The 24425-nt window shown below is 68.8% G+C and carries 18 protein-coding genes and 4 pseudogenes; 5 read left to right on the top strand and 17 right to left on the bottom strand.

Annotation, left to right across the window (positions count from 1 at the left end; translation table 11 throughout):
• The first annotated feature begins 112 nt into the window (after positions 1–112).
• Positions 113–1593 (top strand): annotated as a pseudogene (locus PV419_RS47445) (IS1182 family transposase).
• Positions 1594–1918: 325 nt separating this feature from the next.
• On the opposite strand, the gene PV419_RS47440 reads toward PV419_RS47445, so the two are convergent.
• From PV419_RS47440 to PV419_RS47395, 10 genes are all read right to left on the bottom strand, one after another.
• The gene (locus PV419_RS47440; protein WP_319699844.1) at positions 1919–2815 is read right to left on the bottom strand and encodes an aminoglycoside phosphotransferase family protein; all 897 of its coding nucleotides are present in this window, start codon (positions 2813–2815) and stop codon (positions 1919–1921) included.
• 174 nt (positions 2816–2989) lie between these two features.
• Positions 2990–3901 carry a sporulation protein gene (locus PV419_RS47435; RefSeq protein WP_319699842.1) on the bottom strand — a complete coding sequence of 304 codons (912 nt, stop codon included), beginning with the start codon at positions 3899–3901 and terminating at the stop codon, positions 2990–2992.
• A gap of 14 nt (positions 3902–3915) precedes the next feature.
• Positions 3916–4347, bottom strand: coding sequence for a hypothetical protein (locus tag PV419_RS47430; protein ID WP_319699841.1), 432 nt, complete (start codon positions 4345–4347; stop codon positions 3916–3918).
• A 177-nt stretch (positions 4348–4524) separates the two neighbouring features.
• Positions 4525–5709, bottom strand: coding sequence for an enhanced intracellular survival protein Eis (eis, locus tag PV419_RS47425; RefSeq protein ID WP_319699840.1), 1185 nt, complete (start codon positions 5707–5709; stop codon positions 4525–4527).
• 170 nt (positions 5710–5879) lie between these two features.
• Positions 5880–6362 (bottom strand): GNAT family N-acetyltransferase, encoded by a 483-nt coding sequence (locus PV419_RS47420; RefSeq protein ID WP_319699838.1) that lies wholly within the window; start codon positions 6360–6362, stop codon positions 5880–5882.
• Positions 6363–6538: 176 nt separating this feature from the next.
• Complete coding sequence (locus PV419_RS47415) at positions 6539–7414, bottom strand: IS5 family transposase (RefSeq protein ID WP_319699836.1); 876 nt, start codon at positions 7412–7414, stop codon at positions 6539–6541.
• Positions 7415–7459: 45 nt separating this feature from the next.
• On the bottom strand, positions 7460–7915 hold the full coding sequence (locus PV419_RS47410; protein ID WP_319699835.1) for a MaoC family dehydratase: 456 nt from the start codon (positions 7913–7915) through the stop codon (positions 7460–7462).
• Positions 7912–8787: a CoA ester lyase gene (locus PV419_RS47405; protein ID WP_319699834.1), complete on the bottom strand. Its 876-nt coding sequence runs from the start codon at positions 8785–8787 to the stop codon at positions 7912–7914. The genes PV419_RS47410 and PV419_RS47405 overlap by 4 nt, the downstream gene beginning before the upstream one ends.
• A gap of 5 nt (positions 8788–8792) precedes the next feature.
• Positions 8793–9011, bottom strand: coding sequence for an acyl carrier protein (locus PV419_RS47400; protein ID WP_319699849.1), 219 nt, complete (start codon positions 9009–9011; stop codon positions 8793–8795).
• A gap of 5 nt (positions 9012–9016) precedes the next feature.
• Positions 9017–9340 carry a 3-oxoacyl-[acyl-carrier-protein] synthase III C-terminal domain-containing protein gene (locus tag PV419_RS47395; protein WP_319699832.1) on the bottom strand — a complete coding sequence of 108 codons (324 nt, stop codon included), beginning with the start codon at positions 9338–9340 and terminating at the stop codon, positions 9017–9019.
• A gap of 3 nt (positions 9341–9343) precedes the next feature.
• Between PV419_RS47395 and PV419_RS47390 the strand changes: the two are divergent.
• Positions 9344–10384 (top strand): annotated as a pseudogene (locus PV419_RS47390) (Gfo/Idh/MocA family protein); the annotation flags it as partial.
• Positions 10385–10564: 180 nt separating this feature from the next.
• Positions 10565–11543: pseudogene (locus tag PV419_RS47385) on the top strand (LacI family DNA-binding transcriptional regulator).
• Positions 11544–11859: 316 nt separating this feature from the next.
• Here the strand turns inward: PV419_RS47385 and PV419_RS47380 are convergent.
• The 6 genes from PV419_RS47380 to PV419_RS47355 all read right to left on the bottom strand — a co-directional run bounded on the left by PV419_RS47380 (position 11860) and on the right by PV419_RS47355 (position 20096).
• Positions 11860–15261, bottom strand: a complete 3402-nt coding sequence (locus PV419_RS47380) for a putative Ig domain-containing protein (RefSeq protein ID WP_319699830.1) — start codon at positions 15259–15261, stop codon at positions 11860–11862.
• Between the two features lie 203 nt (positions 15262–15464).
• Positions 15465–15836: a hypothetical protein gene (locus PV419_RS47375; protein WP_319699848.1), complete on the bottom strand. Its 372-nt coding sequence runs from the start codon at positions 15834–15836 to the stop codon at positions 15465–15467.
• A 143-nt stretch (positions 15837–15979) separates the two neighbouring features.
• Positions 15980–16915 (bottom strand): carbohydrate ABC transporter permease, encoded by a 936-nt coding sequence (locus tag PV419_RS47370; RefSeq protein WP_319699828.1) that lies wholly within the window; start codon positions 16913–16915, stop codon positions 15980–15982.
• Positions 16912–17844, bottom strand: coding sequence for a sugar ABC transporter permease (locus PV419_RS47365; RefSeq protein WP_319699826.1), 933 nt, complete (start codon positions 17842–17844; stop codon positions 16912–16914). Before PV419_RS47365 ends, PV419_RS47370 begins: the two co-directional genes overlap by 4 nt.
• A 4-nt stretch (positions 17845–17848) precedes the next feature.
• A complete protein-coding gene (locus PV419_RS47360) occupies positions 17849–19186 on the bottom strand; it encodes an ABC transporter substrate-binding protein (protein ID WP_319699824.1) in 1338 nt (445 codons plus the stop codon).
• Between the two features lie 283 nt (positions 19187–19469).
• Positions 19470–20096 (bottom strand): substrate-binding domain-containing protein, encoded by a 627-nt coding sequence (locus PV419_RS47355; RefSeq protein ID WP_319699822.1) that lies wholly within the window; start codon positions 20094–20096, stop codon positions 19470–19472.
• 152 nt (positions 20097–20248) lie between these two features.
• Here PV419_RS47355 and PV419_RS47350 point away from each other — a divergent pair.
• Both PV419_RS47350 and PV419_RS53610 read left to right on the top strand, forming a co-directional pair.
• Positions 20249–23159, top strand: a pseudogene (locus PV419_RS47350) (Tn3 family transposase).
• Positions 23160–23243: 84 nt separating this feature from the next.
• Positions 23244–23393, top strand: coding sequence for a hypothetical protein (locus PV419_RS53610; protein ID WP_014173897.1), 150 nt, complete (start codon positions 23244–23246; stop codon positions 23391–23393).
• 225 nt (positions 23394–23618) lie between these two features.
• Here the strand turns inward: PV419_RS53610 and PV419_RS47345 are convergent, their stop codons facing one another.
• Positions 23619–24200, bottom strand: coding sequence for a TetR family transcriptional regulator (locus PV419_RS47345; RefSeq protein ID WP_014173896.1), 582 nt, complete (start codon positions 24198–24200; stop codon positions 23619–23621).
• Positions 24201–24425: the final 225 nt, after the last annotated feature.

Here is a 24425-nt window from a genome sequence, read left to right as displayed (position 1 = left end):
AACCTGCCTGACGGCACCGGGACGTGCCAGGAGCGTGTCGCAGCAACCGGCAACCGCGTGTGTCTGGCGATCACTCGTACGGGATGATCCCGGTATGCGAGATCAGGAGGGGCTGTTCGAGGTCGAGCCGGCCGAGGGCAAACAGCCGCCACGTCGTGCGGCGGCGGTGGACAAGACGTTCCGGGCGTTCGACCCGCACCAGGTCCTGCTGCTGCCGCCGTCACTGGACGACTGGCTACCCGGGGATCATCTGGCCCGGTTCGTCACCGACCTGGTCGACGAGGTGCTCGACCTCTCACCGATCCTCGCGGACTACACCGAAAAGCGCGGCTTCCCGCCCTACGACCCGCGGCTGATGCTGCGGCTGCTGATCTACGGCTACACCACCGGGGTCCGCTCCTCCCGGGCGATCGAGCGTCGTCGCGTCGACGATGTCGCGTTCCGCTTCCTGGCCGCCGGCCAGGCCCCGGACTTCCGGTCGATCGCCCGGTTCCGCCGCCGCCACCTGGACTGCCTCGCGGATCTGTTCCTCCAGTCGCTGCACCTCGCGCAGAAGCTCGGCATGGTCAAGATGGGCCGCGTCGCCCTGGACGGAACGAAACTTCAGGCCAACGCCTCACAACACAAGGCGATGAGCTACGGCCGCCTGGTCGACAAGGAGGAACAGGTCGAGGCCGAGATCGCCGCCCTGGAGGCCAACGTCCCCCTCTGCTGGCCGACGCCGAGCACGTCGATGCCGCCGAGGACCAGGCCTTCGACATCGACGGCAAAGAGACCGATCTGCCCGCCGAGCTGGACCGACGAGAGAAGCGCCTCGCCGGGCTGCAGGCCGCCCGCGCTCAGATCGAGGCCGAGACCGCCGACAAGGCCCGCCGCCACGCCGAGGACAAAGAACGCCGCCGCCAGGACCGCACCGGCGTCCGCGACGAGCAGGCCGTCACCGACGCGGGAGAGCAGGCCGCCGCGAAAGCGAGGCCCAAGCCGAAGGCCCAGGCCAACTTCACCGACCCCGACTCGCGGATCATGAAGAACAGCGACGGCGCCTACATCCAGGCATACAACGCCCAGGCCGTCGTCGACGAGACCCACCAGGTCATCACCGCCGCCGACGTGACCACCAACGCCTCCGACGCACTGAACTACACCACCATGCTCGACCAGTCCGCGCGCAACACCGGCGCCCACCCCAAGCAGGCCCTCGTGGACGCCGGCTACTGCTCCGAGACAAACCTCGAAGCCGCAAAGGAACGCCAACTGAACTGCCCCACTGACACGTTCATGGCCACCGGCCGCCTGCCCCACGACGAGCAGGTCCCGCCCGCACCCCGCGGACGCATCCCCAAGGACGCGACCTTGAAGGAGCGCATGGCCCGCAAACTGCGGACCAAGCCCGGCCGGGCCGCCTACAGCCGACGCAAGACCATCGTCGAACCCGTCTTCGGCCAGATCATGACCTGCCACAACGGCCGCCAACTCCTCATGCGCGGCGAGGACCGGGCCCGCGGCGAGTGGCGCCTGCTGGCCGCCTGCCACAACCTCCGCAAGATCTTCCGCCACACCGGAGCCGCCGGACTGGCCGTGGCGCTCGCCTGACCGCCCACAACCGGCAACCCCGGCACCGATTCCCAAACCCGAGAACGACACCTCCGACACCGACAGCCCCGCGCCGAGCGGCGGACGACTCATCCCGCCGATCACGACCGCCCGGCTGCTCGCCGATTACTGAGACAGGCTCCTAGCGCCGGGCCGGACCGGGCCGAGGGCGCGCTGTCCCGCTCGGCGGGTCTCGCGCAGGAAGGTAAGGGCTGATGAGGGCCGGTCTCGTGGGCAGGCATCACGCGTATCTCCGGACGTGGTGGTGGATGGGAAGGCCGACGGGCGGGCCCCGGGCGGCGGTGCGGCGCCCGGGGCGGGCGTCTCAGCGGGGGGCGCGGACCATGTGCCCAAGGACGGTGCGCCCGCGGTCGATGAGGACGGTGTCGGTCTTGGTCAGGCCGGTGCTGAGGTAGGAGACGCCCAGGCGGGCGGTGAGCAGGACGAGCGAGCGCTGCTCGGTCGACGAGAGCAGCCGGCCGTATCCGGCGAGGAAGGCGTCGCGCAGGTCGGGGCGGGTGGGCCACGCGGCACCGCACAACCAGACGAGGTCCTCGACCGCGAGGCCCGGCGCGGACTCCTCGAAGTCGATCAGGCCGTGATGCCCCGCTGCCTCGTCCCAGAGCCAGTTGCGGGGGGAGTAGTCGCCGTGCCGGTAGGTCAGCGGGAGGGCGCGCGCGAGGTCGGGCAGGTCATGGGTCGCGTCGCGGACGAGGTCCTGCTCGGCGCGGGAGAGCTGGTCGCCGAGGCGGTCCAGGATCACGGCGGCCTCGTCGGCCTGCGCGGTCACCGACGCCATGATGCGCTGGTGCTCTCGGTCGCTGATCGGCTCGTCGGCGTCGTGCCAGCGGCGCAGCAGGTCACCGGCGAGCCGGTGCACGTGCCGTTCCGCAGTCTGTACCAGCGGCAGTCCCCGCACGACGCGGCCCGGGAGCGCGGAGAGGACGACCGCCGGCCGTTCCGGATCACTGGCCAGCAGGCGCGGCGCCTCGTCCGCAGCGAGCGCCCGCGTCGCGTGCTCGCACCCCTGGACCTCGCGCCCGTACTTCTCGGTGGAGGGGTACAGCTTGACGAAGACCTCGCCGTGGACCGCGCGAACGCGCCAGACGCGGGAGTTTTCGCGCGGCCAGGAGGCGTCCGTCACGGTGGCGGTGTCCATGCCGGTGACGTGACGGGTGACCCACTGGTGCAGGTCCGGGGGCAGGGAGGTGGCGTGCGTCATGGGGCTGGCTCTTTCACGAGGTACGAGGAGGGCGTGGTGCGCGCAAGGCGGCGGTCCCTCGGGCAGATGTCGAATCTATTCAGGGGCCGGGTGGCGCGGGGACGTCCGGTGCCCGCGGCGGGCCTCGGACCGTGTCCGCGCGCCGGCCAGGCCGTTCGGCAGGTGTCGGTGCGCTCATCTCGCCCTTCCCACCTCAGTGATCAACTCGGCCTGTTCAGGCGTTGCAGGAAGGCGTTCGCCCGAGGCTCGGCGGCCCACGGGACAAGGGCCGTGACCACCTCTTCGAGGTAGGTCCGGGGCGCGGGTCGACTCCACCCGCTGCAGGAGCGCCAGGGCCCGGTCGCCGTGGACGAGTGCCTGGTCGAGGTCTCGTGCCTGGCAGGCCGCGGTGGCGGCGACGGCCATGCGAAGGCCCACGGCGCGCGTCTGGTGTACGTCGGACAACTCTCCTGCTTGGCGGCTCCAGCCGAGGGCGGCCTTGGGCTTGCGCAGGTCGCGGAAGATCTTGGTGGCGTCCGCGGCGAGGCGGCCGTGGGTGACGTAGGAGAGCCGCGGGGCGTCTCGGGCGCCCGGGTTGATCTTGTCGAGCCAGGATTCCGCCCGGCTCAGCGCGGTACTCGCCCCGATCGCGTCCCCCATATGGGCCAGCGCGCGGGCCTCGGCCAGTTTGGCGAAGGCCAGGACCCGGCGGGAAGCGTGGCGGCGGCCGCGGTGGAAGGCCCCCTGGGCCATGTCGAGGGCCTGGTCCGGAGCGCCCTCCAGGATGGTGTGCAAGGCCATGGTGGTCAGGACGTAGGTGCCCATCTCGATGTCGCCGCCGGCGCGGGCCAGGCGCAGAGCCTGCACGAAGTGCTGCTGGGCGGCCGCGCTGTGCCCGGCGTCGAACGCCGCCCGGGCCGCGACGCGGGACAGTTCCGCGGTGATGGAGAACAGCTCGCGCGCGGTGGCCTCGCTGTGCCGGGCATCGAGCAGGGGCAGCGCTCGTTCGTTCAGGCAGCGCCGGATGGAGCTCAACCGCCAGTTGGCGCCGCCGAACTGGGCATCCCACACCCGGGCCTGCTTGGCCGCGTCCGTCAGCTCTTTCAAGTCCTCCGCGCCGATCAGCCGTCCGGCACCGCTGCACCCGTGCTCGGCGGAGTCCGCAGGGTCCGGCGGGGCGCCGGGTCCGTGGCGTCGGCGGGGACGGCGAGCCACCGAGTCACGGGCAGCACGTAGCCGGACGCCGCGAACGCACCGCCCGGCCCGTCAGCGGCACTCCAGTGAGCGCGCGCGCCCGCGATGGCCTCCTCGCGGTTACGAGGGAAGTCCCAGCCGCGCGGCGCTTCGTCGGGAGCTGCGCCCATGCCGATCTCCTCCACCGTGACCGTCCTGCCGACCCGCTCGCTCAACGCGGTGGCGACGTACTGGGGCACGGGGTCCTTGGGCGTTGCTCCGGCGAGCCAGCGCGCGACACTGCTGTGCTTGTACTTCGTGGCGATTCCGTCCCTCTCGGCCAGCTGGTTGACGCGGAACGCGAGACCCTTGTGACTCATGCCGTGCCCGTTGAGGAGCACAGCGAGCGCAGCGTTCGGCGTTCTGGGCCGACGGCCGGTCATCGAGCCTCCCGGGTCGAAGAACTTGAGGTGCCGCGACTGCTCGGGGCCGGATCGGCAAAGCCGGTTCCGGCCCCTCGGCGCGGCGGGGCGGTCTGGTCTGGGTGGTGCGCAGGGTCAGAAGTACTCGGGCATCCACGGTTCGCGGTCGGCCGTGGCGCGGACGAGCTGGGCCACCAAACGGGGCTCGCCATGCACGCCGTCGAGGAGGGCCGCGGTCAGCGTGCGGTAGCCGCCCGCATACCAGTGGGCGAACTGGCGTGCGGTGAGGACGAGTTCGTGCCGTGCGCCAGGGTGGGGCGTCAGGTCTCCTGCGCCGGCGGTGATCCCCAGGAGCATGGGCGCGGAAGGGCTGTCGTTCTCGTCGCGCAGGGCGAGGGGGAGGGCGAGGTCGAGGTCCTCGGGCCAGCCGCGGCGGCGCACTGCCTCGGCCGGGTCGAGGACGCGCAGCATCCAGGGGTGCCAGGACGTGGCGGAGGCGGCGCCGGCGCGGCGCAGATGGTTCTGCAGCAGCGGGACGGGCGGCAGGGCGGTGCGCTGGAACATGACGGTCGGGATCCGGCTGTGGTGGCGTCCGAGGAAACCGAGCATGGCCGTGGCCGCCTCGGCGGTCGCCGCCCAGAAGTCGTGGACGACCAGGCGGCGGCCGTCGGCGCGGTCCCGGTCGAAGGCGATCGCGAGCAGGCCGTCCGGGGTGTGGCCGGGCAGGGCGAAGCGGTAGTGCGTCATGCCGGGGTGTTCGGCCTGCTGCCAGGCCGGCCACCAGGAGGGCCGCTGCCACGGCCCGTTCCAGTCACCGGCCAGCTCCTGCTGCTGTTTACGGTCCTGGTCGTCGGCGCCGTGGACGAGGTCGAAGCGGGAGCCGTCGGCGATGCCGCGCAGGTCGTCGGTGGGCACCGTCCAGGAGTAGATCTGACTCTGCGCGGCCCAGCCCATGCGGTGCCCGTACCCGGTGGAGGCGGTCCACGCGGTCGCCAGGACGGCGCCCTGTTCCTTCAGGGGCCGCAGCCGCTCTTCGAGCAGCGTCGACCACAGTCGGCTGCCCCGGGCTTCGGGGGCGATGCAGCCGCCGGCCAGGCAGGCGCCCGGCACCGGCCGGCCGCCGAAGAACTGGGGGATGGCGAGGGCCAGGCCGCCGCCGATGACGCGGCCGTCGCGCACGGCGACGCGGGCGTCGGCGTACTCGCGCAGCCGGTCGACGTCCTCCACCCGGTGCCCGTAGCTGCGCACGGTCAGGGCCTGGTACTCCTGCCACAGCGCGTCGTCGGCTTCGACGACGACCATCGGTGTGCTGCCCGGCATCGGTACTCCGTTCTTCAGTAGGCGGTGGCGGTACGGACCGCGGCCGCGTCTGCGGGCACGAGGAAGGCGCGGGTGAGGGTGATGACGCGCTGGTCGAACTAGAGCCTGTTATGGAAGTTGGCTTGCTGCCGAACCCGGACGGGCGCCCTCGGGCGCCCGTCCGGGAGGTGTCAGAGTTGACGGAAGTAGACCGTGAGGGGGAGGGCTGTGCACCCGAGCGCCTCGTAGAGGGCTCGGGCCGGTGCATGGAACTGGCCTCCTCCGGTGCCGATCTCAACGACCTCGGCACCGAGATCGCGCATCTGTTCGAAGGCGTGCTCGCACAGTGCGGTGCCTACGTGTTGCCGCCGGTGCCGATTCGAGACAGCGAGGATCGTGATCTCCCCCTTCTTGTGGGCCGGGGCGACGCTCCACGCCACGTAGCCCGCGATCGTGCCTTCAGTTTCGGCGATGGCGACGTAGGTGTGCTGCTCAGGTGCGTGGAGCTGTGCGACCTGTTTGCGGTAGTCGTCGCGCCAGTTGCCGTGCTGAACGGCAAAGACGGCCTCGCCCACCAAGGGGCGAAAGGAATCCTCGTAGAACGGCCAGAACGTGTCGATGGTCAGTTCGGTGAGTGCTGCGAGGTCGTGCTGGGTGAACGCGCGGACGCGCATGGAAGTGCGCCTCTCAGGCTGAGGGCTTGATACCCGGGCGGAACAAGGGCATCGGTCGGCCCGCTCCCGGCCAAAGGCTTGGCGGTGAGTTCGGGCCCCTCAGCGACGTGTGCGCCAAGTGTCAAAGCACTCCATGGTTCGCATCGTAGCGCCCGCTCGCACTTCGCACGCTTCGATCACAGCCACTCGTTGATGACAGCGATGAGGACGGTCGCCTCGTAGCGGACCGCCAACTTGTCGTATCGCGTGGCGACGGCACGGTGCCTCTTGAGGCGATTGATTCCGCACTCGACCGCGTGGCGCTCGCGGTAGTCGACGGGGTCGAATTTCGGCGGCCGGCCGCCGCGGGAGCCACGCTGCTTGCGGTTACGCGCCTGGTCAGCCTTGTCCGGGATGGTGCAGCGGATACCGCGTCTCCGCAGGTAGGCGCGGTTCATGCCGGAGGCGTACGCCTTGTCAGCGCGCACGCGATCGGGGCGGACGCGTGGCCGGCCCGCCCCGACGCGGGGCACGCGAACTCTCTCCAGCACGGCCTCAAACTGTGGTGAGTCACCGCGCTGCCCGGCCGTAATCACCATCGACAGGGGCTTTTGGCCCTGCTCGACAGCCAGATGCAGCTTGGTGGTGAACCCTCCGCGCGAGCGTCCCAGTCCGTGGTCACGGGGCTCAGCGAAGACACCGCCTGGCGGTTCCTTCTGCAAGTCGCCCCGCCTTTGGGCCCCGGCCGCATGCTGATGAGCACGGCACACGGTGGAGTCGACGCTCAGGTCCCACCTGACCGCACCCTCCGCGTCGGGCAGGGACTGGAGTTGGGTGAGGACCCGGTGCCAGGTGCCATCCCGCTGCCACCGGCGGAACAAGTCGTAGACCCGGGCCCACGGCCCGTACTCGACGGGTACGTCCCGCCACGGAACACCGGTCCGAACCCGGAACCGTATGCCGTCGATCAGCTGCCGCCGCGGCCAGACTGGCGGCCGCCCTGCCTTCGCCCTTTGCGGCAAGAGCCTCTCCAGCACTGCCCACTGCTTATCCGTCAGGTCTCCCCGTCCCATGAATCACGATCATGCATAGGCCGAGATCCATTTTCGATACACGGCCTAGTTGAAGGCGGTGGTGCGGCACATGACGACGCCCTGGCCGGGGCAGCTGGCCGAGGGGCGGGCCGAGAGGATCTCAGTCTCGGCGCGCAGGGTGTCTCCGACATGCACGGGCTGTTCGAAGCGCACGTCGTCCAAGGCGAGGTTGGCGGTGGTCAGGCCGCTGGTAGAGCGGACGCTCGCGCCGATGGCCAGGCCCAGCGTGACGACTCCGCACACCAAGGGCCGCTCCCTGCCGCTCCGTTCGCAGAACTGCGCGTCGGAGTGGACGGGGGCCACGTTGCCGGTCAGCGCCAAGGTCATGGCGTGGTCGGTGTCGGTGACGGTCCGGGCCGGCCGGTGCTCGATGATCTGGCCGACGAGGGCGCCGAACTCCTCCAGGCCGCGGCCGACCACCTCACGCAGCCGGCCCTCGCCGACAGACCGGTACCCCTGCACAACCGTCGTCCCTGTCACTGGATGCCTCCGTGGACGCTGGGTTTGGTGTGGTCCCCGGCCCCGTCGAGGACGGCGCGGGCTGCCACGACGAGCGGAGGCCCCACCAACTGGCGGCCGGCCCGGACCATCTGGCCTCCGGCCCGGTCAGCGGCGGTCACGACCGCGTGGGCCTGCGCCACTTCCTCGTCGGTGGGAAGGAACGCCGAGCGGATGAGGGGGAGTTGGTCGGGGTGTACGGCGCCTTTGCCGGTGAACCCCAGATCGCGGGCCTCCTGCGCGTCGCGCCGCAGACCCTCCGGGTCGCCGAGGTCGAGGTACGGCGAGTCGATCGACGGGATGCCGTTGGCGGCGGCGACCGCGGCGATGGACGAGCGTGCCCACCACAGGGAGCTGCTGGTGCGGCGGCACCCGGTGGCGGCGGCGTAGTCGGCCGCTCCGAAGACGACACCGCCCAGAACCGGCGAGGCGAAGATGTCGTCGAGGCGAAGCAGCGCTCGGGGCGTCTCGATCAGGGCGCAGATGCACACGCCCGTCGACGTCTCCTGCAGTACCTGGGCCACCAGATCCAGCTCGCGTGCGGACTCCACCTTCGGCACGAGCACGACGGTGTCGTGCAGCGCGGCATCGGCGACCGCCACCAGGTCCTTCAGACCGTGCACGGTGCCCGGCGCGTTCACACGCAGCCCGAGCGCCGTCGCGCCGTGCACCGGTACGGCGCGGAGTTGGGCCAAGGCTGCCGCGCGGGCGGTGTCCTTGTCGCGAGGAAGGACGGAGTCCTCCAGGTCCAGCAGAGCGACGTCAGGCTCCGCGCGCAGCGCCGCTTCTAGCCGGCCGTCCCAGGGCGGCGTGATCAGCCAGGTTCCGTCAGGGGCGGTACGGGCCGTGGTCATGGCCGTCACCTGCCGGCGAGGTGCTCGTCGACCAGCTGGTCGAGGGCCCGCACGGTCGTGACCGATGCGAGCCGGTCCTCGCCGATGGTGACGCCGTGCTCGGCCAGCAGCAGGTCCAGCTCGGCGATCGCCAGCGAGTCGATACCGGCGTCCTCCAGGCTCGCCTCCGGGCGCAAGGACTGCTCGCCCACCTGCAGATGGCCGGTCAGGATGTTTTTCAGCATCTGGTTCACCGGGCTGCCTCCAGTCGGTGTGAGAGGTCCGGCCGGTCGGCCACACAGGGCACGTCCGGCCAGGTGAGGGTCGTGGCGCCCCAGGTCAGGCCCGCGCCAAAGGCGGCCAGCAGGACCCGGTGCCCGGGGCGCAGTGCGTCGTAGGACGCCGCGTGGGCGAGGGTGAAGAGGATCGACGCGGCGCTGGTGTTGCCCAGGCGGGCGATGTTCTCCAGCACGCGCGCGCCGTCGAGGTGGAGCTGGCGGCCGACGGCCGCGGTGATACGGGCGTTGGCCTGGTGCGGCACGAACCGGTCGATGTCCCCGAGCAGGCGGGGCACGGCATGGGCGACGCGCTGAAGGCCCGGTCAGCGCTGCGCATCGGGGTGGTCGGCGCCGGGCAGATCAGCGGGGCGTATCTGCGTACGTTCCCGCCCTGTCGAGCCTGTCCGTCACGGCGGTCGCCGACCTGGACGAGACCCGCGCCGCCGCCGTCGCGGCCACGGTCCCCGGCGCCCGCGCCACCACCCCGAAGGAGCTGTACGCAGCCGAGGACGTCGACCTCGTCCGCAACCTGACCGTCCCCGCGGCGCATGCCGAGGTCGCCCATGCCGCGATCGCCGCGGGCAAGCACGTCTACGGCGAGAAGCCACTGGCCGCGACCACCGCCGAGGCCCGTGCGGTGCTGGCCGCGGCTGACGCCGCGGGCGTGCGCGTGGGCTGTGCGCCGGACACGGTCCTGGGCACGGGGGTGCAGTCCGCCCGCGCAGTCCTGGACGCCGGGCGGATCGGCACGCCCGTCGCCGCCACCGCCTTCATGGTCACGCCGGGCCATGAACTCTGGCGCCCCTCCCCGGAGTTCTACTACCGGCCGGGCGGCGGCCCGCTGTTCGACATGGGCCCGTACTACCTCACCGCCCTGGTCACGCTCCTCGGTCCGGTACGCAAGGTGGTCGGTATGGCATCCACCTCGCGTCAGGTACGCACCGTCGGCAACGGACCGCGGGCCGGTACCGAGTTCCCGGTGGAGGTGGCCACGCACGGGCGTACTGAAACACGATTGCGGGGCGCTGTCCACGCTGGTGATGTCGTTCGACGTCTGGGCCGGCGACCTGCCGCGCATCGAGGTGTACGGCACCGACGGTTCGCTGTCCGTTCCCGACCCCAACGGCTTCGACGGGCCGGTGCGTCTCTTCAGCGCCGGGGCCGGGCGCTGGGAGAACGTCCCCGTGCAGGGTGGCTACGGGGGAGCCGACCGCGGTTACGGCATCGCGGATCTCGCCCGCGCCCGCGCCACCGGCACCCCGCACCGCGCGAGCGGCCAACTCGCCTACCACATACTGGAGATCATGGAGTCGCTACTCAACGCGTCCGGCGGCCGGCGTCGGACGTCCGGCACCGACCCGCTCAGGCTCCGATGCCAGAATGGCGCCGCACAGGCGGGCGCACTGCGGGGGCGGGCGAAAGGCCGGCCCCCTGAACGAGGAAGGGCAGCCGTGGCGGACAAGAACGAGGATGCGGCACAGGACAGCGAGCGGGCCGCGCAGGGCGGCGGGCCGGCGTCGGTGACCATCGCGTACATCGCGAAGTCAGCCGGCGTCTCGGCCCCCACGGTGTCCAAGGTGCTCAACGGCCGCTCGGGGGTGTCCGACGAGACCCGGGCCCGGGTCGAGGAACTGATCAACAAGTACGGATACCGCAGACCTCCGGGCAACCGCCGCCAGAAGATCGTGGAGCTGGTCTTCCGCGAGCTGGAGAGCATGTGGGGCGTGGAAATCCTGCGCGGCGTAGAAGAGGTGGCCAGCAAGAACCGGATCGGCGTCATGGTCTCCAAGTTCGGCCTGCACGATTCGAAGGCCGCGCTGGACGGGACCGCGGGGCGGCGCCCGGAGTGCGTCCTGTCGGTCTCCCAGCTCTCCGAAGCGAACGCAACCGCCTGGCGGCGAACAGCATCCCGTACGTCGTCTTCGATCCGATCGACGACGTCCCCGACGGTGTCCCGTATGTCGGCGCCACCCACTTCAAGGGCGGCCAGTCCGCGGCACGCCATCTGATCGGCCTCGGCCACCGCCGCATCGCCATGATCAGCGGTCCCGATCACGCGTACTGCCTTGCGCGGATGGCCGGTTACCGCTCGGCGCTGGAGGCGGCCGGGCTTACTGTCGACCCAGAGCTGATCGTCCGCATGCAGCTCACCCGGGAGGACGGGCAAGCTGCAGCGGGCGAACTGCTGGCCCGTCCCGAACGGCCGACCGCGATCTTCACGGCGAACGACATGCAGGCGCTCGGCGTTTATCAGGCGGCGCGCGAGGCTGGGCTGCGCATCCCGGAGGACCTGAGCGTGGTCGCTACGACGACGTGCCGGTCACGGCCTGGGTGAACCCACCGCTGACGACCGTGCACCAGCCGCTGACCGAAATGGCCGCGACCGCAACGGAGCTGGCCTTGGCCCTCGGGCGCGGCGAGAAGGTCCCCCAGCTCGGCCTGGAGATCGCCACACACCTCGTGGTCCGCGAGAGCACGGCCCCGCAGCCGCAGGACTGAGCGTCCGGGTACGGGAGCAGCGCCCCCGCACCCGGACAACTGTCAGAGTTCATGCTTCTCTTTCTTTTTCGCTCGGCGCGGCAACCTCGCCCCCGTCGGTGGCGACTCATGGCCGACACCGCTCGATCTTCCGGAACGGATGAGCGATGCAGAAGCAGAACCCCCAGAGAACCGCCGGCGCAGGGTCGGTCTGGTCGCGAGTGGCTGAAACGATCAGTTACTGGGCCCTCGCCCCACCGGGACCTTGCCTCCGCTGAACTGTTTCGTTGCCGGCCGCCATCGCCCTGGTTGTGTCTCGGTCGTGCGGGCCTTCGAATCAGGCGTCGTTCTTGAAGTCGCCGTAGAGTTCGACCTCGGAGAGGTCGCCGTACCAGCTTGTGGCGTTGTGGATCCGCAGGTACCGGTAGTGGTCTCCGCTCGAGGTGGGCTGGTCGCTCCAGGCGTTTGCGACGGCCCCGGTGAGTGGCTTGGTGAGGTCGGTCCAGGTCTGGGCGTCGTTCGACCCCTGCACGACAGTGCCGTTGGCCCGCTGCGGGTGGCTGGCCCGAGGCAGGATCAGAACCTCCTCGGGCCGTACGGTCGCGTGCGCGCCGAAGTCGATGACGTAGTACGCGCCTGCTCCGCTGTTCAGGTCGCCGTACGTATCGGAGCGGCGGTCGAAGAGCAGGTAGCCGACCTCGTCGGCGCCCAGTCCGTTGCCCGGCCACTGTTTGTCGGAGGCGGTGACGGTGGCCAGCTTGGCCACATCGATGAAGTGCGCGGGATCGCCCGCAATGTAGAGCTTCGATCCGTCTGTGGTGCCGTAGGCGGTCTGCCCGGCCTTGCCGTCGGCGTCGAGGTAGTCGACCGCGACCTGGATGTCGCCTGATGGCACGTTGTCGAGTTTGACCGCTGCGGTCCAGTTGACGCCGTCCGTCGAGTTCGCCTTCGCCGTCACACCTTGGACGGTGACCGTGACCTGTTGGATCGGCTTCTTCGCGGTGACTGAGACGTCGACGGTGTCGCCCTCCATGACCTTGCCCGCAATGGCCTGGGATGAGGCGATCGAGGTCGCCTTCACCAGGTTGCCGATCTCGTGCCGCTCGCCGTAGATGTGGAACTCGGTCATCTCGAACAAGTTGCGGACGATGCCGTAGAGCACGTCGGGCAGGGGTTTGAGCAGCTGGACCTTGAGGTAGCGGAATTTCGCGTCGCGCAGAGCCGGGTCGACGTCGAGCGTGTTGAAGTCCTGGGTGAACTTGGTCACGCCCGGGGTCAGCCGGGTCCATTTCTTGCCGTCGTTCGAGCCGTAGACGGTGGAGTTCGCGAGCCGGTCGGCGAAGATGTTGCTCTGGAATCCGAAGCGGGTCGCCGAGACCCGGAAGTCGGGCCCGAAGTCGAAGGTGTGGGAGAGGTTGACCGCCTGGCCGTACCCAGTTCCCGACTGGTTGTCACCGTCGACGAGCTTGCCGATGTTGGCCCCGGCCGTGGAGGTGACCACGAGCGAGGGGTAGTCGAGGCTGCCGCCCACGGCCGTGTGCGGGGAGACGAGGGTGAGATCGTCGACCGCGGTCACGAGGTGGGCCAGCGCCGCGAGGTACTTGTCGTCCGTTCCCTTCGTGCGCAAGGCCTCGGCAGTGGTAAGAGCCTGGTCGTAGCCGGTCTGGGTCTCGGAGACGTACTCGGCGTCGGGGTCGTGGCCTTTTTGGGCGAGCCTGAGCGCGTCGGAGCGGTTGTAGGCGGCGGCGAGTACGACGCGGTGGCTCGCCACCGTGGTGCCGTCGGAGACTGTCACGGTGATGACGGTGGAGCCGGCCTCGGCGGGCTTCCAGGTCAGTTGGCCGGTGGAGGTGTCGAGGGTCGCCCCGGTAGGCAGTCCCTTGGCCGTGTAGGCGAGGTTGCCGGTGCCCTTGTAGTGCGCGGAGAGGTCGGCGGTGGCGGTCGCGCCCTTCCAGCCGACGATGCGCGCGGTGGAGTTGCCGTCGAAGGTGGGGGGTGTCAGTTCGGCGCCGGCGTTGGTGTTGATGTGATCGATGTCGATGGTCCCGTTGCCGGTGGCCTGGATGAACAGGATGTCGCCGATGGAGTAGGGGTACATGACGTACCGCCATTTGCCGCCGGTGTCCGGCACAAGGATCGTGCGGTCGTCGTGGCGGTCGAGGCGCAGCCGGACCTCGCCGTCGGTTCGGACCCGGAAGGCGAGGAGCTGCTTGTTACTCGAGCCGCTGAGGTAGGCGATCTCGGAACCGCGGCCCGCGGTCGACATCCGCACGTAGCCGGTGTCGCCGTCGGTTCTCTGCTCGACGTCGCCGGACAGGCGGGTGTACTTCTTCTCGACCTCGAGGACGGTCGGACTGTCAGGCAGCGGCGGGACGGTTTGCCCGGCCGCCGAGGCGGGCGCGAAGAGCCAGGAGTCGCCGCCGCCGTCCACGTTGTCCCATGCGTTGCTGAGGCCGCCGCCGTAGTAGAAGAGGGGGCCGTTGCGCTTGGCGTACGCCTCGGCGAAGTACGGCGCGAGTTTCTTGACGTCCTCGCCGCGGGTGAACGCGTAGTAGTAGTAGATGTCCCAGAAGCTCGCGGTGTTGTAGCGCCCGCGGTAGCTGTACGAGATGTGGTTGTAGGTGTCGCGGATGGTGCCGTCAGGCGAAATGGCGTAGGCCATTGGAGTCCACGGGGTGTCATGACCGAGCATGTATCGCCAGAAGTAGTCGGCGGCGGCGAGGATCCGGTTGTCGAGGAACTCGTAGGGACCGACTGCGTTCGCTGCCTTAGAGATGGTGCCGTCGACGGGGTCGACCTTCGTCTGCTGCGCCAGGAGCATGCGGGAGATGATCGCCGCGTTGGTGAGGTCGCCGCCGCCGTGGGCCTGGTCGCGTCCCATCTCGGCGTGCTGGACGTGCGGGTTCTTGATCGGCTTGCCGGTGGCGTCGTTGGTGTCGACCCATCGGAACAGCCGCGCGATCGAGCCGTTGAAGCCCTGGTCCTTCGCGGTGGCGTTGACGGTGAACCATTCGACCGACCGCTTGTAGAGGGCGGTGTCGTCCATGAAGATGGCTCCGGCCATCGCGCCCATGAGCGGGTAGCTGTGCTGGTTCATGAAGTGGTTGTTGTCGTTCTGGAAGGTCTCGATGACCGGGACAACAAGGTTGTCGGTGAACGCCCGCGTGTCCGCGTCCGTCCAGGGGTACGCCTCGTCGGCGCACGAGGTGTAGCGCAGCAGCTCGGCGGCGGAGACCATGCGGTTGAGGGGGATGCCGGTGTGGATGTGCGAGTCGGTGAAGTACTCGTACTTGGCGGGGTCCATCTGCTCCCAGATGCGGATGATGGCGAGCGCGTTCTTGCGGTAGACCTCCTCACCGGTGAGCACGTAAAGGATCGCCTGCGTGTAGGACTTGAGGCCGTCCGCGATGAAGCGGCTGTTGAAGCTTTGGCTGTTGAACGCGTCGGAGGCAGGCTTGGTCGGGTCGGCGCTGCCCCGGTTCGACGACGTCACGCCGGTCCCGGCCGCTGACGACCGCTGCATCGCGTGGAAGGACGAGGTCCAGGGTTCAGCGCCCGTGGCGATCTGTCGGCGGGCATTCTCCAGGGTCGGCTTTGTCAGGCCGACGCCGGGGTGGGCAAACCCCTGTGCGCTGACAGTGGACTGGAACGTCACGGCACACGTGCCGAGATCCTGCGCGGCGGCCGGCCGGCCTACCGTGAAGAGGAGTCCGGTGAAGAGCAGGAGCGTCGCGGCCAAAGCGCCGAGTCGTCGGAGGCGAGCGCCTGCGGCGGCTGGAGACGGATTCACAAGAAGCACCTTCTTGCTCGGGCGGGGGATTCGACGGAGGAGTTCGGGTGACGAGGAGAGGTTCGGCGACGAGGAGGAGCTCGGTGACGAACAGGAACCCTGCGGCGAACGCGTCGGCACGTGTGGCGGCGCATCACGCAACGGGTCGACCATCAAGAAGGGGATGTTCTGCCGTTCCAGGCCTTGGTACTGGGATGCCGCCAGTCCGGCGAGGTCGAACAGCACACCGGAGGATCCGCGCGCGGTGAGCCTGTGCAACCACCGGTCATCGAACCTCCGCCGCTCGAACGGGCGAGTGCCGCCGGGACGACCAGGTCGTAGCCGACCTCATCGGCGGCGATCTCTGCTCCACGCAGCACGGCGCCCGATCGCGGCCCGTCCAGGCAAGTCAGCATCATGTCCACCTGTGAGGTGGGGGTACCCGCTGCCATGGCACGCGACCTGCGGACGTAGCCGAGCCGGTTCAGTGCCTCCGTCACGCGGCGGCGGGTGTCCGGTGCGACGCCTTCGCGACCGTTGACCACCTTAAAAACCGTCGGCACGGACACCCGTGCCGCCCGTGCGACGGTCGCCAGGGTGGGGCCCGCGGAATTGCGCCTGACCCCCCATCCGAGCCCTCACCAGGGAACCAGGAGCCGGCCGTTACGGGCGCCGGGCGGACGCGGGGTCACTTGAGGCTGCCGAGCGTGACTCCCGAACGCCAGTAGCGCTGCATCGAGACCATGAGGATCACCATCGGGATCAGCGAGATGATCGATCCGACCACCACCATGCCGGTGAGGTCGACCGAGCTGTCGGTCTTCACCTTCAGCCAGGAATACAGGCCCAGCATGACCGTCCACTTGGTGCTGCTGCGCAGGAAGACCAGTGGCCCGAAGAACGAGTTCCACATGCCGACGAAGCCGAGGATGAAGATGGTGGCCGCGCCGGTGGACATCAGGCGGGCGCCGATCGTGAAGAAGATCCGGTACTCCCCCGCGCCGTCGATACGTGCCGCCTCCAGCAGCTCGGGCGGGATGGCTCCCTCCGCGTACACCTTGGCGAGGTAGACGGAAAAGGCGTTGAAGAAGCTCGGGAGGATGATCGCCGACGGCGTGTCGACGAGGTTCAGGTCGGTGAAGAGCAGGAACGAGGGAATGGTGAGCAAGGCGCCCGGGATCAGGAACGACCCGATGATGCAGCCCATCAGGAATCCGCGGCCCTTGAACTTGTACATGGCAAGGGCGTAGCCGCAGGCCACACAGATAAGGGTCATACCGGCGGTGCCCACGAACCCGTAGATCAGCGTGTTCCGCATCCAGGTGAGGAAGATGCCGTCCTGGTAGGTGAACAGCTGCCGCAGGTTGCTCCAGAAGTGGATGCTCGAGAACCACAGGCCGTTGGTGGTGTAGAGGTCCCGCTGGCTCTTGGTCGCCGAGACGATCAGCCACCAGACAGGGGCAAGCGAGTAGATCAGGAAGAGAACCAGGCCGGTGATGACGAGTGCTTTGGTACGGGTGGCTTGGTGGGGCTGACTGCCCTCGCTACGCCGCCGGAGCGGCCCCGTGCCGGCCGGCTTCGGGGCGACGGCACGGCCGTTCGTCCTGTTCATGGTCGTGGTCATGAGGTGGGCGCCTTGTTCGTGAGCCGGTAGAAGATCGCCGAGGTGGTGCCGACGACGACCGCGAGGATGATCGACAGGGCGGCTGCGTAGTGGAACTCGCCCTGGTTGAAGGCCCAGTCGTAGATGTCCATGATCGGGGTGAAGTCACGGGTGACTGTTTCAGGCGTCATCGACCGGAACAGCACGGGATCGCTGAATATCTGCAGGGTTCCGATGATGCTGAGCACACTGGTCAGCACCAGGGATCTGCGGATCAGCGGCACCTTGATCGACCAGGCGATACGCCACTCCGACGCCCCGTCGATGCGGGCGCTGTCATAAATCTCGGTCGGCAGCGCCCGCAGCGCGGAGTACACGATGAGCATGTTGAAGCCGATGCTGCTCCATGCGACCAGATTGCCGATGGAGATCCAGATCATGGAGCCGCTGTAGAAGTCGACGCTGATTCCGAGGAGTTTGAAGAATGGTGTCAGCGGTCCCACAGCCGGGCTGTAGATGTAGATCCAGATGAGCGTCGCGACAATGCCGGGGATCATGTAGGGGATGAGGAGCGCAATCCGGAATCGGTTGGCGACTCGTTGCGACGCCGCGTCGAGGAGCAGCGCGAGTCCCACGGCGGCCAGTTGGATCAGCGGGATGCTGATCGCCCCGAAGAGGGCGACCCGGCCCATGGCGCCCCAGAAGTGGGTGTCCTGGAGCCCCTTCGTGAAGTTGTCGATTCCGACGAACTCGACGGTCTTGCCCCCGAATCCCAGTCCTGAGCTCTGCTCCCGGTACAGGCTCTTCTTGATCGCCATGACGATCGGCGTCACGGTGAAGAGCCCGAACCCGAGGAAGAACGGCACGGTGAGGGAGGCGCCCTTGAGCGCCATCACTCTGCGCCAGCGCAGACGCGGCGTGCGGGGCGGCTGCTGCTCGACGACGGTCATGTTGTCAGCCCTCGACGTTGATGTTCTTGGACTTCAGGTCGGCGACGGTGTACCTCTGCATGTGCTCAAGCGCCTGCCGGACTGTGATCTTCTTGGTGACGATCTTCGCCCACTGGTCCTGGAGTTCGGCGAACACGCTGGTGTAGTTAGGCCCGACCACCCAGGAGTCCTTGCCACTGGCGACCGCCTTGAGGATCACGGGCTTCGCCTTGGACCGGTACGGCCCGAAGAGCTTGGGAGGGACGGCGGAGTCCACCCACGGCGACGGGTCGGGGATCGCGCCGGGCCAGCTGTACTGCTTGATGTCCTTCCGGTACGAGGCGTTGATCGCGTCCTTGGAGGTGTTCAGCCAGACACCGGCCTCCGTGGCCTCCTTCAGGTGGGCGCAGCCCTTCGGCACGAGCAGGCCGCTGTTGGCGTTGTGCGCCTGTGTGGTGAACGATGTCGCGTCGGAGTACTGCGGGTAGTCGATCGGCTCCCAGTCCCCAAGCGTTTTCTTGTAGTTCAGTTCGTAGTTGGCCAGCTGCCAGGTCTGGGTTGGCAGGGAGACCATCTTGCCGGAGTCGAAGTAGCTGATGAGCGCCGGCCGGTCGGTGTACGTCTGGTTGGCGACGATGCCGTTGTCCACCAGCTGCTGGATGATGTTGCCGGCCTTGAGTGACTCCGGAGACAGGAAGTCCACCTTCCACTTGTCCCCGTCGATCTTGTACCAGGAGCCGCCGGCCTGCTGGACCAGGTTGACCAGGGTCGACGGGTCTTCGCCGGCCAGGTTCATCACGTAGATGCCATGCTTCTTGAACTTCTTGCCGGCCGCGATGACGTCGTCCCAGGTCTTGGGGGGCTTGACGCCGTACTTGTCGTAGACCTTCCGGTTGATCACCATGAACGAGGGGTTGAAGCCGGTCGGGATCGCGTAGTCCTTGCCCCCGGCCTGGACGGCGGGAACCGCTGCCGTAATGAAGAGCCCCTTCTTGATGTAAGGCTCCAGGTACTGGGTGATGTCGGCGAGCAGTCCCTCACCGACCAGGCCCGGGACCTCCGCGTTGTTCTTGACCAGACACGGCACGTCCTTGCCCGAGGCAACGGCGTTGCGGAGGTTGGCCATCGCTCCCGGGCCGTCGGCCTGCTTGACCACCTGGATCTTGATGTCCTTGTGGGTCGCGTTGAACTTGGCGGCCATCGGCTCGGTGGTCTTGGTCTCGTCCCAGGTCCACCACTTGATGGTGACCGGGCCCTTTGCGCCGGAGTCGGTACCGCCACCGTCTCCACCGCCGCAGGCGACCAGGGCCGCGGACAGCGCCATCGCGGTGGCGGAGGCCAGTACGACCTTCTTGCGGTTCATGAAAACCCTCCCAGGGGTCCGGGCATGAATGACGACCCGATCGGCTGCCCGGCCGAGCGTGCAGGAACGGAACCATCGCAGAAATCGCTCTCTACGGAAGCTAGGTGCTCGTCGCCCCCCGAAGCAAGATGTCGGGCAGGAAAATCCTCTGTTGAGAGGCACTTTCCGCACCGCGTTGGACCAAGTCCGCAGCTACGAAGACGAGGTTTGGAGCGAGCTCCCGAAGAGATCGTTTACCATGCCTCGATGCAGGACTCGGCACGCCTCGCGCAGGCCGGGCGGATCATCGGCCGGAGGTCCGGATGGAGTCCCGGACGACGACACATGTGCCGAAGACCTGGTGCCGGCTCTCGGGGAACTCCTCGCGGTGCAGGGCCAGGCGTACCGCGGCACGGCCCAGTTCCTCGTGCGGAACGTGGACCGTGGTGAGTGCCGGGTACACGTCGAGCGCCATCGTGATGTCGTCGTAGCCCGCAATGGCGACGTTGTCGGGCACCTGGATGCCTTCCTCACGCAGCGCCTGCATCGCGCCGGGCGCAACAATGTCGGTGGCCGCGAACATTGCGTCGAAGTCTGCGCGGGAGGCGAGCGGCCTGCGCACCGCCTGATAGCCCACACTGCGGGAGAAGAGGCCGTCCGCGGTCAGTGCAGGGTCGTGGCACAGGCCCCGTGCCTCGTTGGCGCGGACAAAGCCGCTGATGCGCTGGGCGCTGGTGGAAAGCCCCTGCACCCGGCCCAGATAGCTCACCCGGCGGCGCCCGGAACTGAGCAGGCGCGTGGTCAAGGCGAAGGTGCCGCCCTCATTGTCGTAGTCCACGACCGTGGCGGGCACCCCGTCCCCAATCGGCGGACGCCCCACCAGAACCAGTCGTGAACCCGCCCGGTCCAGAGCGTGCGCGAAGTGCTTCATCCGGTCCTGGTACGGCCTCGGCCGTGGGGACCATCGGTACAGCCGTTGGCGCTAAGCGCTTGATCTTGGTCGGTTAGCACAGCGAGCCGATCGGGCGCTGGAGTTCGGGGAAAGATCGTCGATCACGGGCGGGGCCTGGTTACGGTCCGCGCGTGGCGGTCGAATTCTTAACTGATGAGCAGGCTGAGGCGTACGGGAAGTTCGTCGAGGAACCGACAAGACCCGAGCTGGAGCGTTTCTTCTTCCTGGATGACGAGGACCGGAAGCTGATCGCGAAGCGGCGCGGAAACCACAACCGCCTCGGCTGCGCACTCCAGGTCTGCACCGTGAGGTATGTCGGGTTGTTCCTGGAGGACCCCCTGGATGTGCCGTGGCCGGTGGTGGATCACCTCGCCGAGCAGCTGGGCATCGAGGATGTCTCCTGCGTCAAGGAGTACACGGAGCGGCTGCAGACCGCGTACGAGCGTGCGTGGGAGATCGCGACGCGTACGGCTACCACCACTTCGAGGATCACGAGTGGGGCCGGAAGTTCCGGGCGTTCTTGCACGGGCGGGCGTGGACGGCGCATTCGGAGGGGCCGAAGGCGTTGTTCGACCACGCGGTGGGCTGGCTGCGCCGTAACCGGGTCCTGCTGCCAGGCGTCTCGGTGCTCGCGCGGCAGGTGGCCGAGGTCCGCACCATCGCGGAGAAGCGGCTGCACACCATGGTCGCCAAGGTCGCCCGGCGGGCGGACCCGGCGCTGCCGGGCGACCTGGTGGCGCTGCTGAAGACGCCGGAGGGCAAGCGGTACTCGTACCTGGAGCAGCTGCGCCGGCCGCCGACGCGGACCACGGGTACCGCGATAAAGAGTGCGTTGCAGCGGGTGGATGAGATCGCGGCGTTCCAGCTGGGGCGGGTGAAGCTGAACAAGATCCCGCCGAACCGTCTGGCGGCGCTGGCCCGGTACGGGATGGGCACGAAGGCGCCGAAGCTGGAGCGGGCCTCGGAGCCGAAGCGCACGGCGATGCTGGCTGCGGTGATGCGCCACCTTGAGGCGAAGGCGATCGATGACGCGCTGGACCTGTTCGAGATCCTCATGGCGACGAGGCTGATCAGCACCACAAAGCGGGCCACGGACAAGGAATGGCTGTCCACTCTGCCGCAGCTGGAGAAGGCGTCGAGGCTCGTGGCCAGGGCCTCGAAGGTGTTTATCGAGGAGCTGGAGCTGGTCGAGGAGACCGGCTGCGATGTGGACGTGGCCGCGCTGTGGCGGGCGCTGGAGGAGGTCGCGCCGCGGGCCGAGCTGTCCAGCGCGGCGGCCACGGTGGTGAGCCTGGTGCCGGAGGACGACGACTCGGCGGAGATCGCCATGCGGGGCGCACTGGCGCTGCGCTACAGCACCGTCAAGCCGTTCCTGGCGCTGCTGGGCGAGACCTCGGCGCTGGGGGCGGCGACGGGCGGCAAGCGGGTGCTGGCCGGAGTGAAGCGGCTGCCCGCCCTGGCGAGGCGGCGGGTGACGGAGAAGCCGCTGCTGCCGCGGGAGATCGACGACAAGCTGGTGCCGCCGGTGTGGCGCAAGGCGGTGTATGCCAACGCCGAGCTGCCCCAGGGGGCGGTGGACCGCGACGCGTACCTGGTGTGCGTGCTGGAGCAGTTGTTCCGGGCCCTGAAGCGCCGGGACATCTTCGCTTCCCCCTCGCACCGCTGGTCCGACCCGCGTGCCCGCCTGCTGGACGGCAAGGAGTGGGACGCCGTGCGGGAGGACGTCCTGGCGGGCCTGAGTCTGGATGAGGACGCCGAGCAGCATCTTCTGGACCTGGTCGTCGTGCTGGATGCCGCGTGGAAGCAGATGGCCGAGCGCCTGGAGGAGGCCGGCGCCGACGCGAAGATCAGCATCGAGGTGCAGCCAGGCGGGCGGGCGAAGCTGAATGTGGAGAAGCTCCACGCGCTGGGTGAGCCGAAGTCGCTGAACTGGCTGCGCAAGCGGGTCGAGAAGATGCTCCCGAAGATCGACCTGCCGGACCTGTTGTTCGAGGTGCACGCCTGGACCGGATTTCTGGACGCCTTCGTGCACCTGGGCGACGGGAAGACCCGCATGAACGGCCTTGCGACATCAGTCGTGGCGCTTTTGGTGAGCGAGGCGTGCAACATCGGGATGACCTCGGTCATCAACCCGAACGTCGAGGCCCTGACCCGCTCCCGCCTGGTCCATGTCGACCAGTACTACCTGCGCGCGGACACCATCGCCGCGGCGAACGCGGCGCTGATCAGGCCCAGGCGAAGGTGCCGATCGTGCAGTTCTGGGGCAAGGGCCTGCTGGCCTCGGTCGACGGGCTGCGGTTCGTGGTGCCGAAGCGGACCATCCACGCCGGGCCGTCGCCCAAGTACTACCACTTCAAGCGCGGCATCACCTGGCTGAACGCAGTAAATGACCAGGTCGCGGGCATTGGGCAGATGGTCGTGCCGGGCACGCCGCGCGACTCTCTGCATATCCTGGACGCGCTGCTGAACCTGGATGCCGGGGTGAAGCCGGAGATGGTCGCCACCGACAACGCCTCGTACTCCGACATGGTGTTCGGGCTGTTCACGATGCTGGGCTACAACTTCTCGCCGCGCTTCAAGGACCTGGGCGACCAGCGGTTCTGGCGGGCGGAGATGCCCAGTGTGGAGACCGGCGAGTACGGGCCGCTGGAGGACCTGGCCCGCAACAAGGTGAACCTGACCAAGGTCACCACGCACTGGCCGGACATGCTGCGGGTGGCCGGCTCCCTGGTCACCAACCAGGTCCGCGCCTACGATCTGCTGCGGATGTTCGGCCGCGAGGGCCACCCCGCCCCGCTGGGGCAAGCGTTCGCCGAGTACGGGCGGATCGCCAAGACCCTGCACCTGCTGGCGGTCGTCGACCCGGTCGACGACACCTACCGACGGCAGATGCACAAGCAGCTCACCGTCCAGGAGTCCCGCCACAAACTCGCCCGCGACATCTGCCACGGCAAGCGCGGACAGATCATGCAGGCATACAGGACGGGGCAGGAGGACCAACTCGGGGCGCTCGGCCTGGTCCTCAATGCCGCCGTGCTCTGAACAACCCGCTACCTCGACGCCGCCGTCGACCACCTGCGGGCCCTGCCGCCCGAGGAGCGGGAGCATGACGTCCTCAACGAGGACGTGGCCCGGGTCTCCCCGCTGAAGCACGCCAACCTCAACTGCCTGGGCCGATACAGCTTCGCCGCCCGCCCGCCACGTGAGGGCCTGCGCCCACTGCGTGACCCGGCGACCGTCCACCTCGACGAGGACGACGAGGGCACCGGCGAATGACGCGGCGTTAGGGCGCGTATCGGGTCGTGATCAATGAGCATCGCAGCTTCCGGGGCGGATGCCCATCTGGGGTACGGGCCCGGCGATCTGCGGCTGCGCCGTGTGGACCTCCGGCTGCGTGCCCGCCGGCCTCATGATGCTCGGCGGCAAGTCCCGCAAGCCGCAGAAGCAGGGCTGATCCGATCCGCCGTGACCGAGGTCGCGGTGGGTGCCTGGACGCGTTCTTCAGGGCGTGGGTGCGGTGAGATACCGCTGGACCGTGGGTCCGAGCCAGTCCACGATCTCCTCGCGGCCGAGCGCCACGCTCGCCGGGAACCGCAGCACGTAGCGCGTCAGCGCGAGCCCCAGCACGGTCGAGACGCATAGTGCAGCCCGCGCCTGCGCCTGCTCCGGCTCGTGGCCCAGTCGGCGGGCCAGCGGGATCATCTGCTCGCGCAGCACGCTCTGCATGCGATCGGCGGCGGCCGGGTCGGTGGCGCCGACCCGCATCAGCGCGGTGAGCTCCCCGTTCTCCTCCCACAGGGTGAGGAAGTGGCGCACCAGCGTACGGCCGATCTCCTCGCGCGGTTCGAGGGACAGGCCCGGCAACCCGGGATCGATCGCGACGGCCGCCGCGAACAGGCCCGCCTTGTTGCCGTAGTAGCGCATCACCATTGACGGGTCGATCTTCGCGTCGCGCGCGATGGCCCGGATGGTCGCCTTCTCGTAGCCGTCCGCCACGAACCGCTCGCGGGCCGCGTCGAGGATCGTGGCGCGGGTGGCGTCGGAACGCCGTGCGGCCTGCTGGTTCTCCGTGGTGCCGGTCATGCCAACAACGTAGACCAACAGGTGTTGACAGTCCAGAGCTGCGGCTCTACGTTTGCCAACAACGTTGGCCAACGGTGTTGACCAACAAGTGTTGGCAAGGTCGCAGTCGCTGGAGGCCTTGGTGTCACCAGCGATGCTTTTGAGTGACCGGCAGATCCCCTCGTGCCACAGATAGCGAGCGTCGTGGGCGTCGCCGGACCCAGTACGGCGGTGGCCGGCCTCAGT

The organism is Streptomyces sp. ME19-01-6 (assembly GCF_033793745.1).
In the GTDB taxonomy this organism is placed as follows: domain Bacteria; phylum Actinomycetota; class Actinomycetes; order Streptomycetales; family Streptomycetaceae; genus Streptomyces.
Note: the sequence above shows the minus strand (reverse complement) of the source record. Positions and strands in the feature narration are given on the sequence as shown.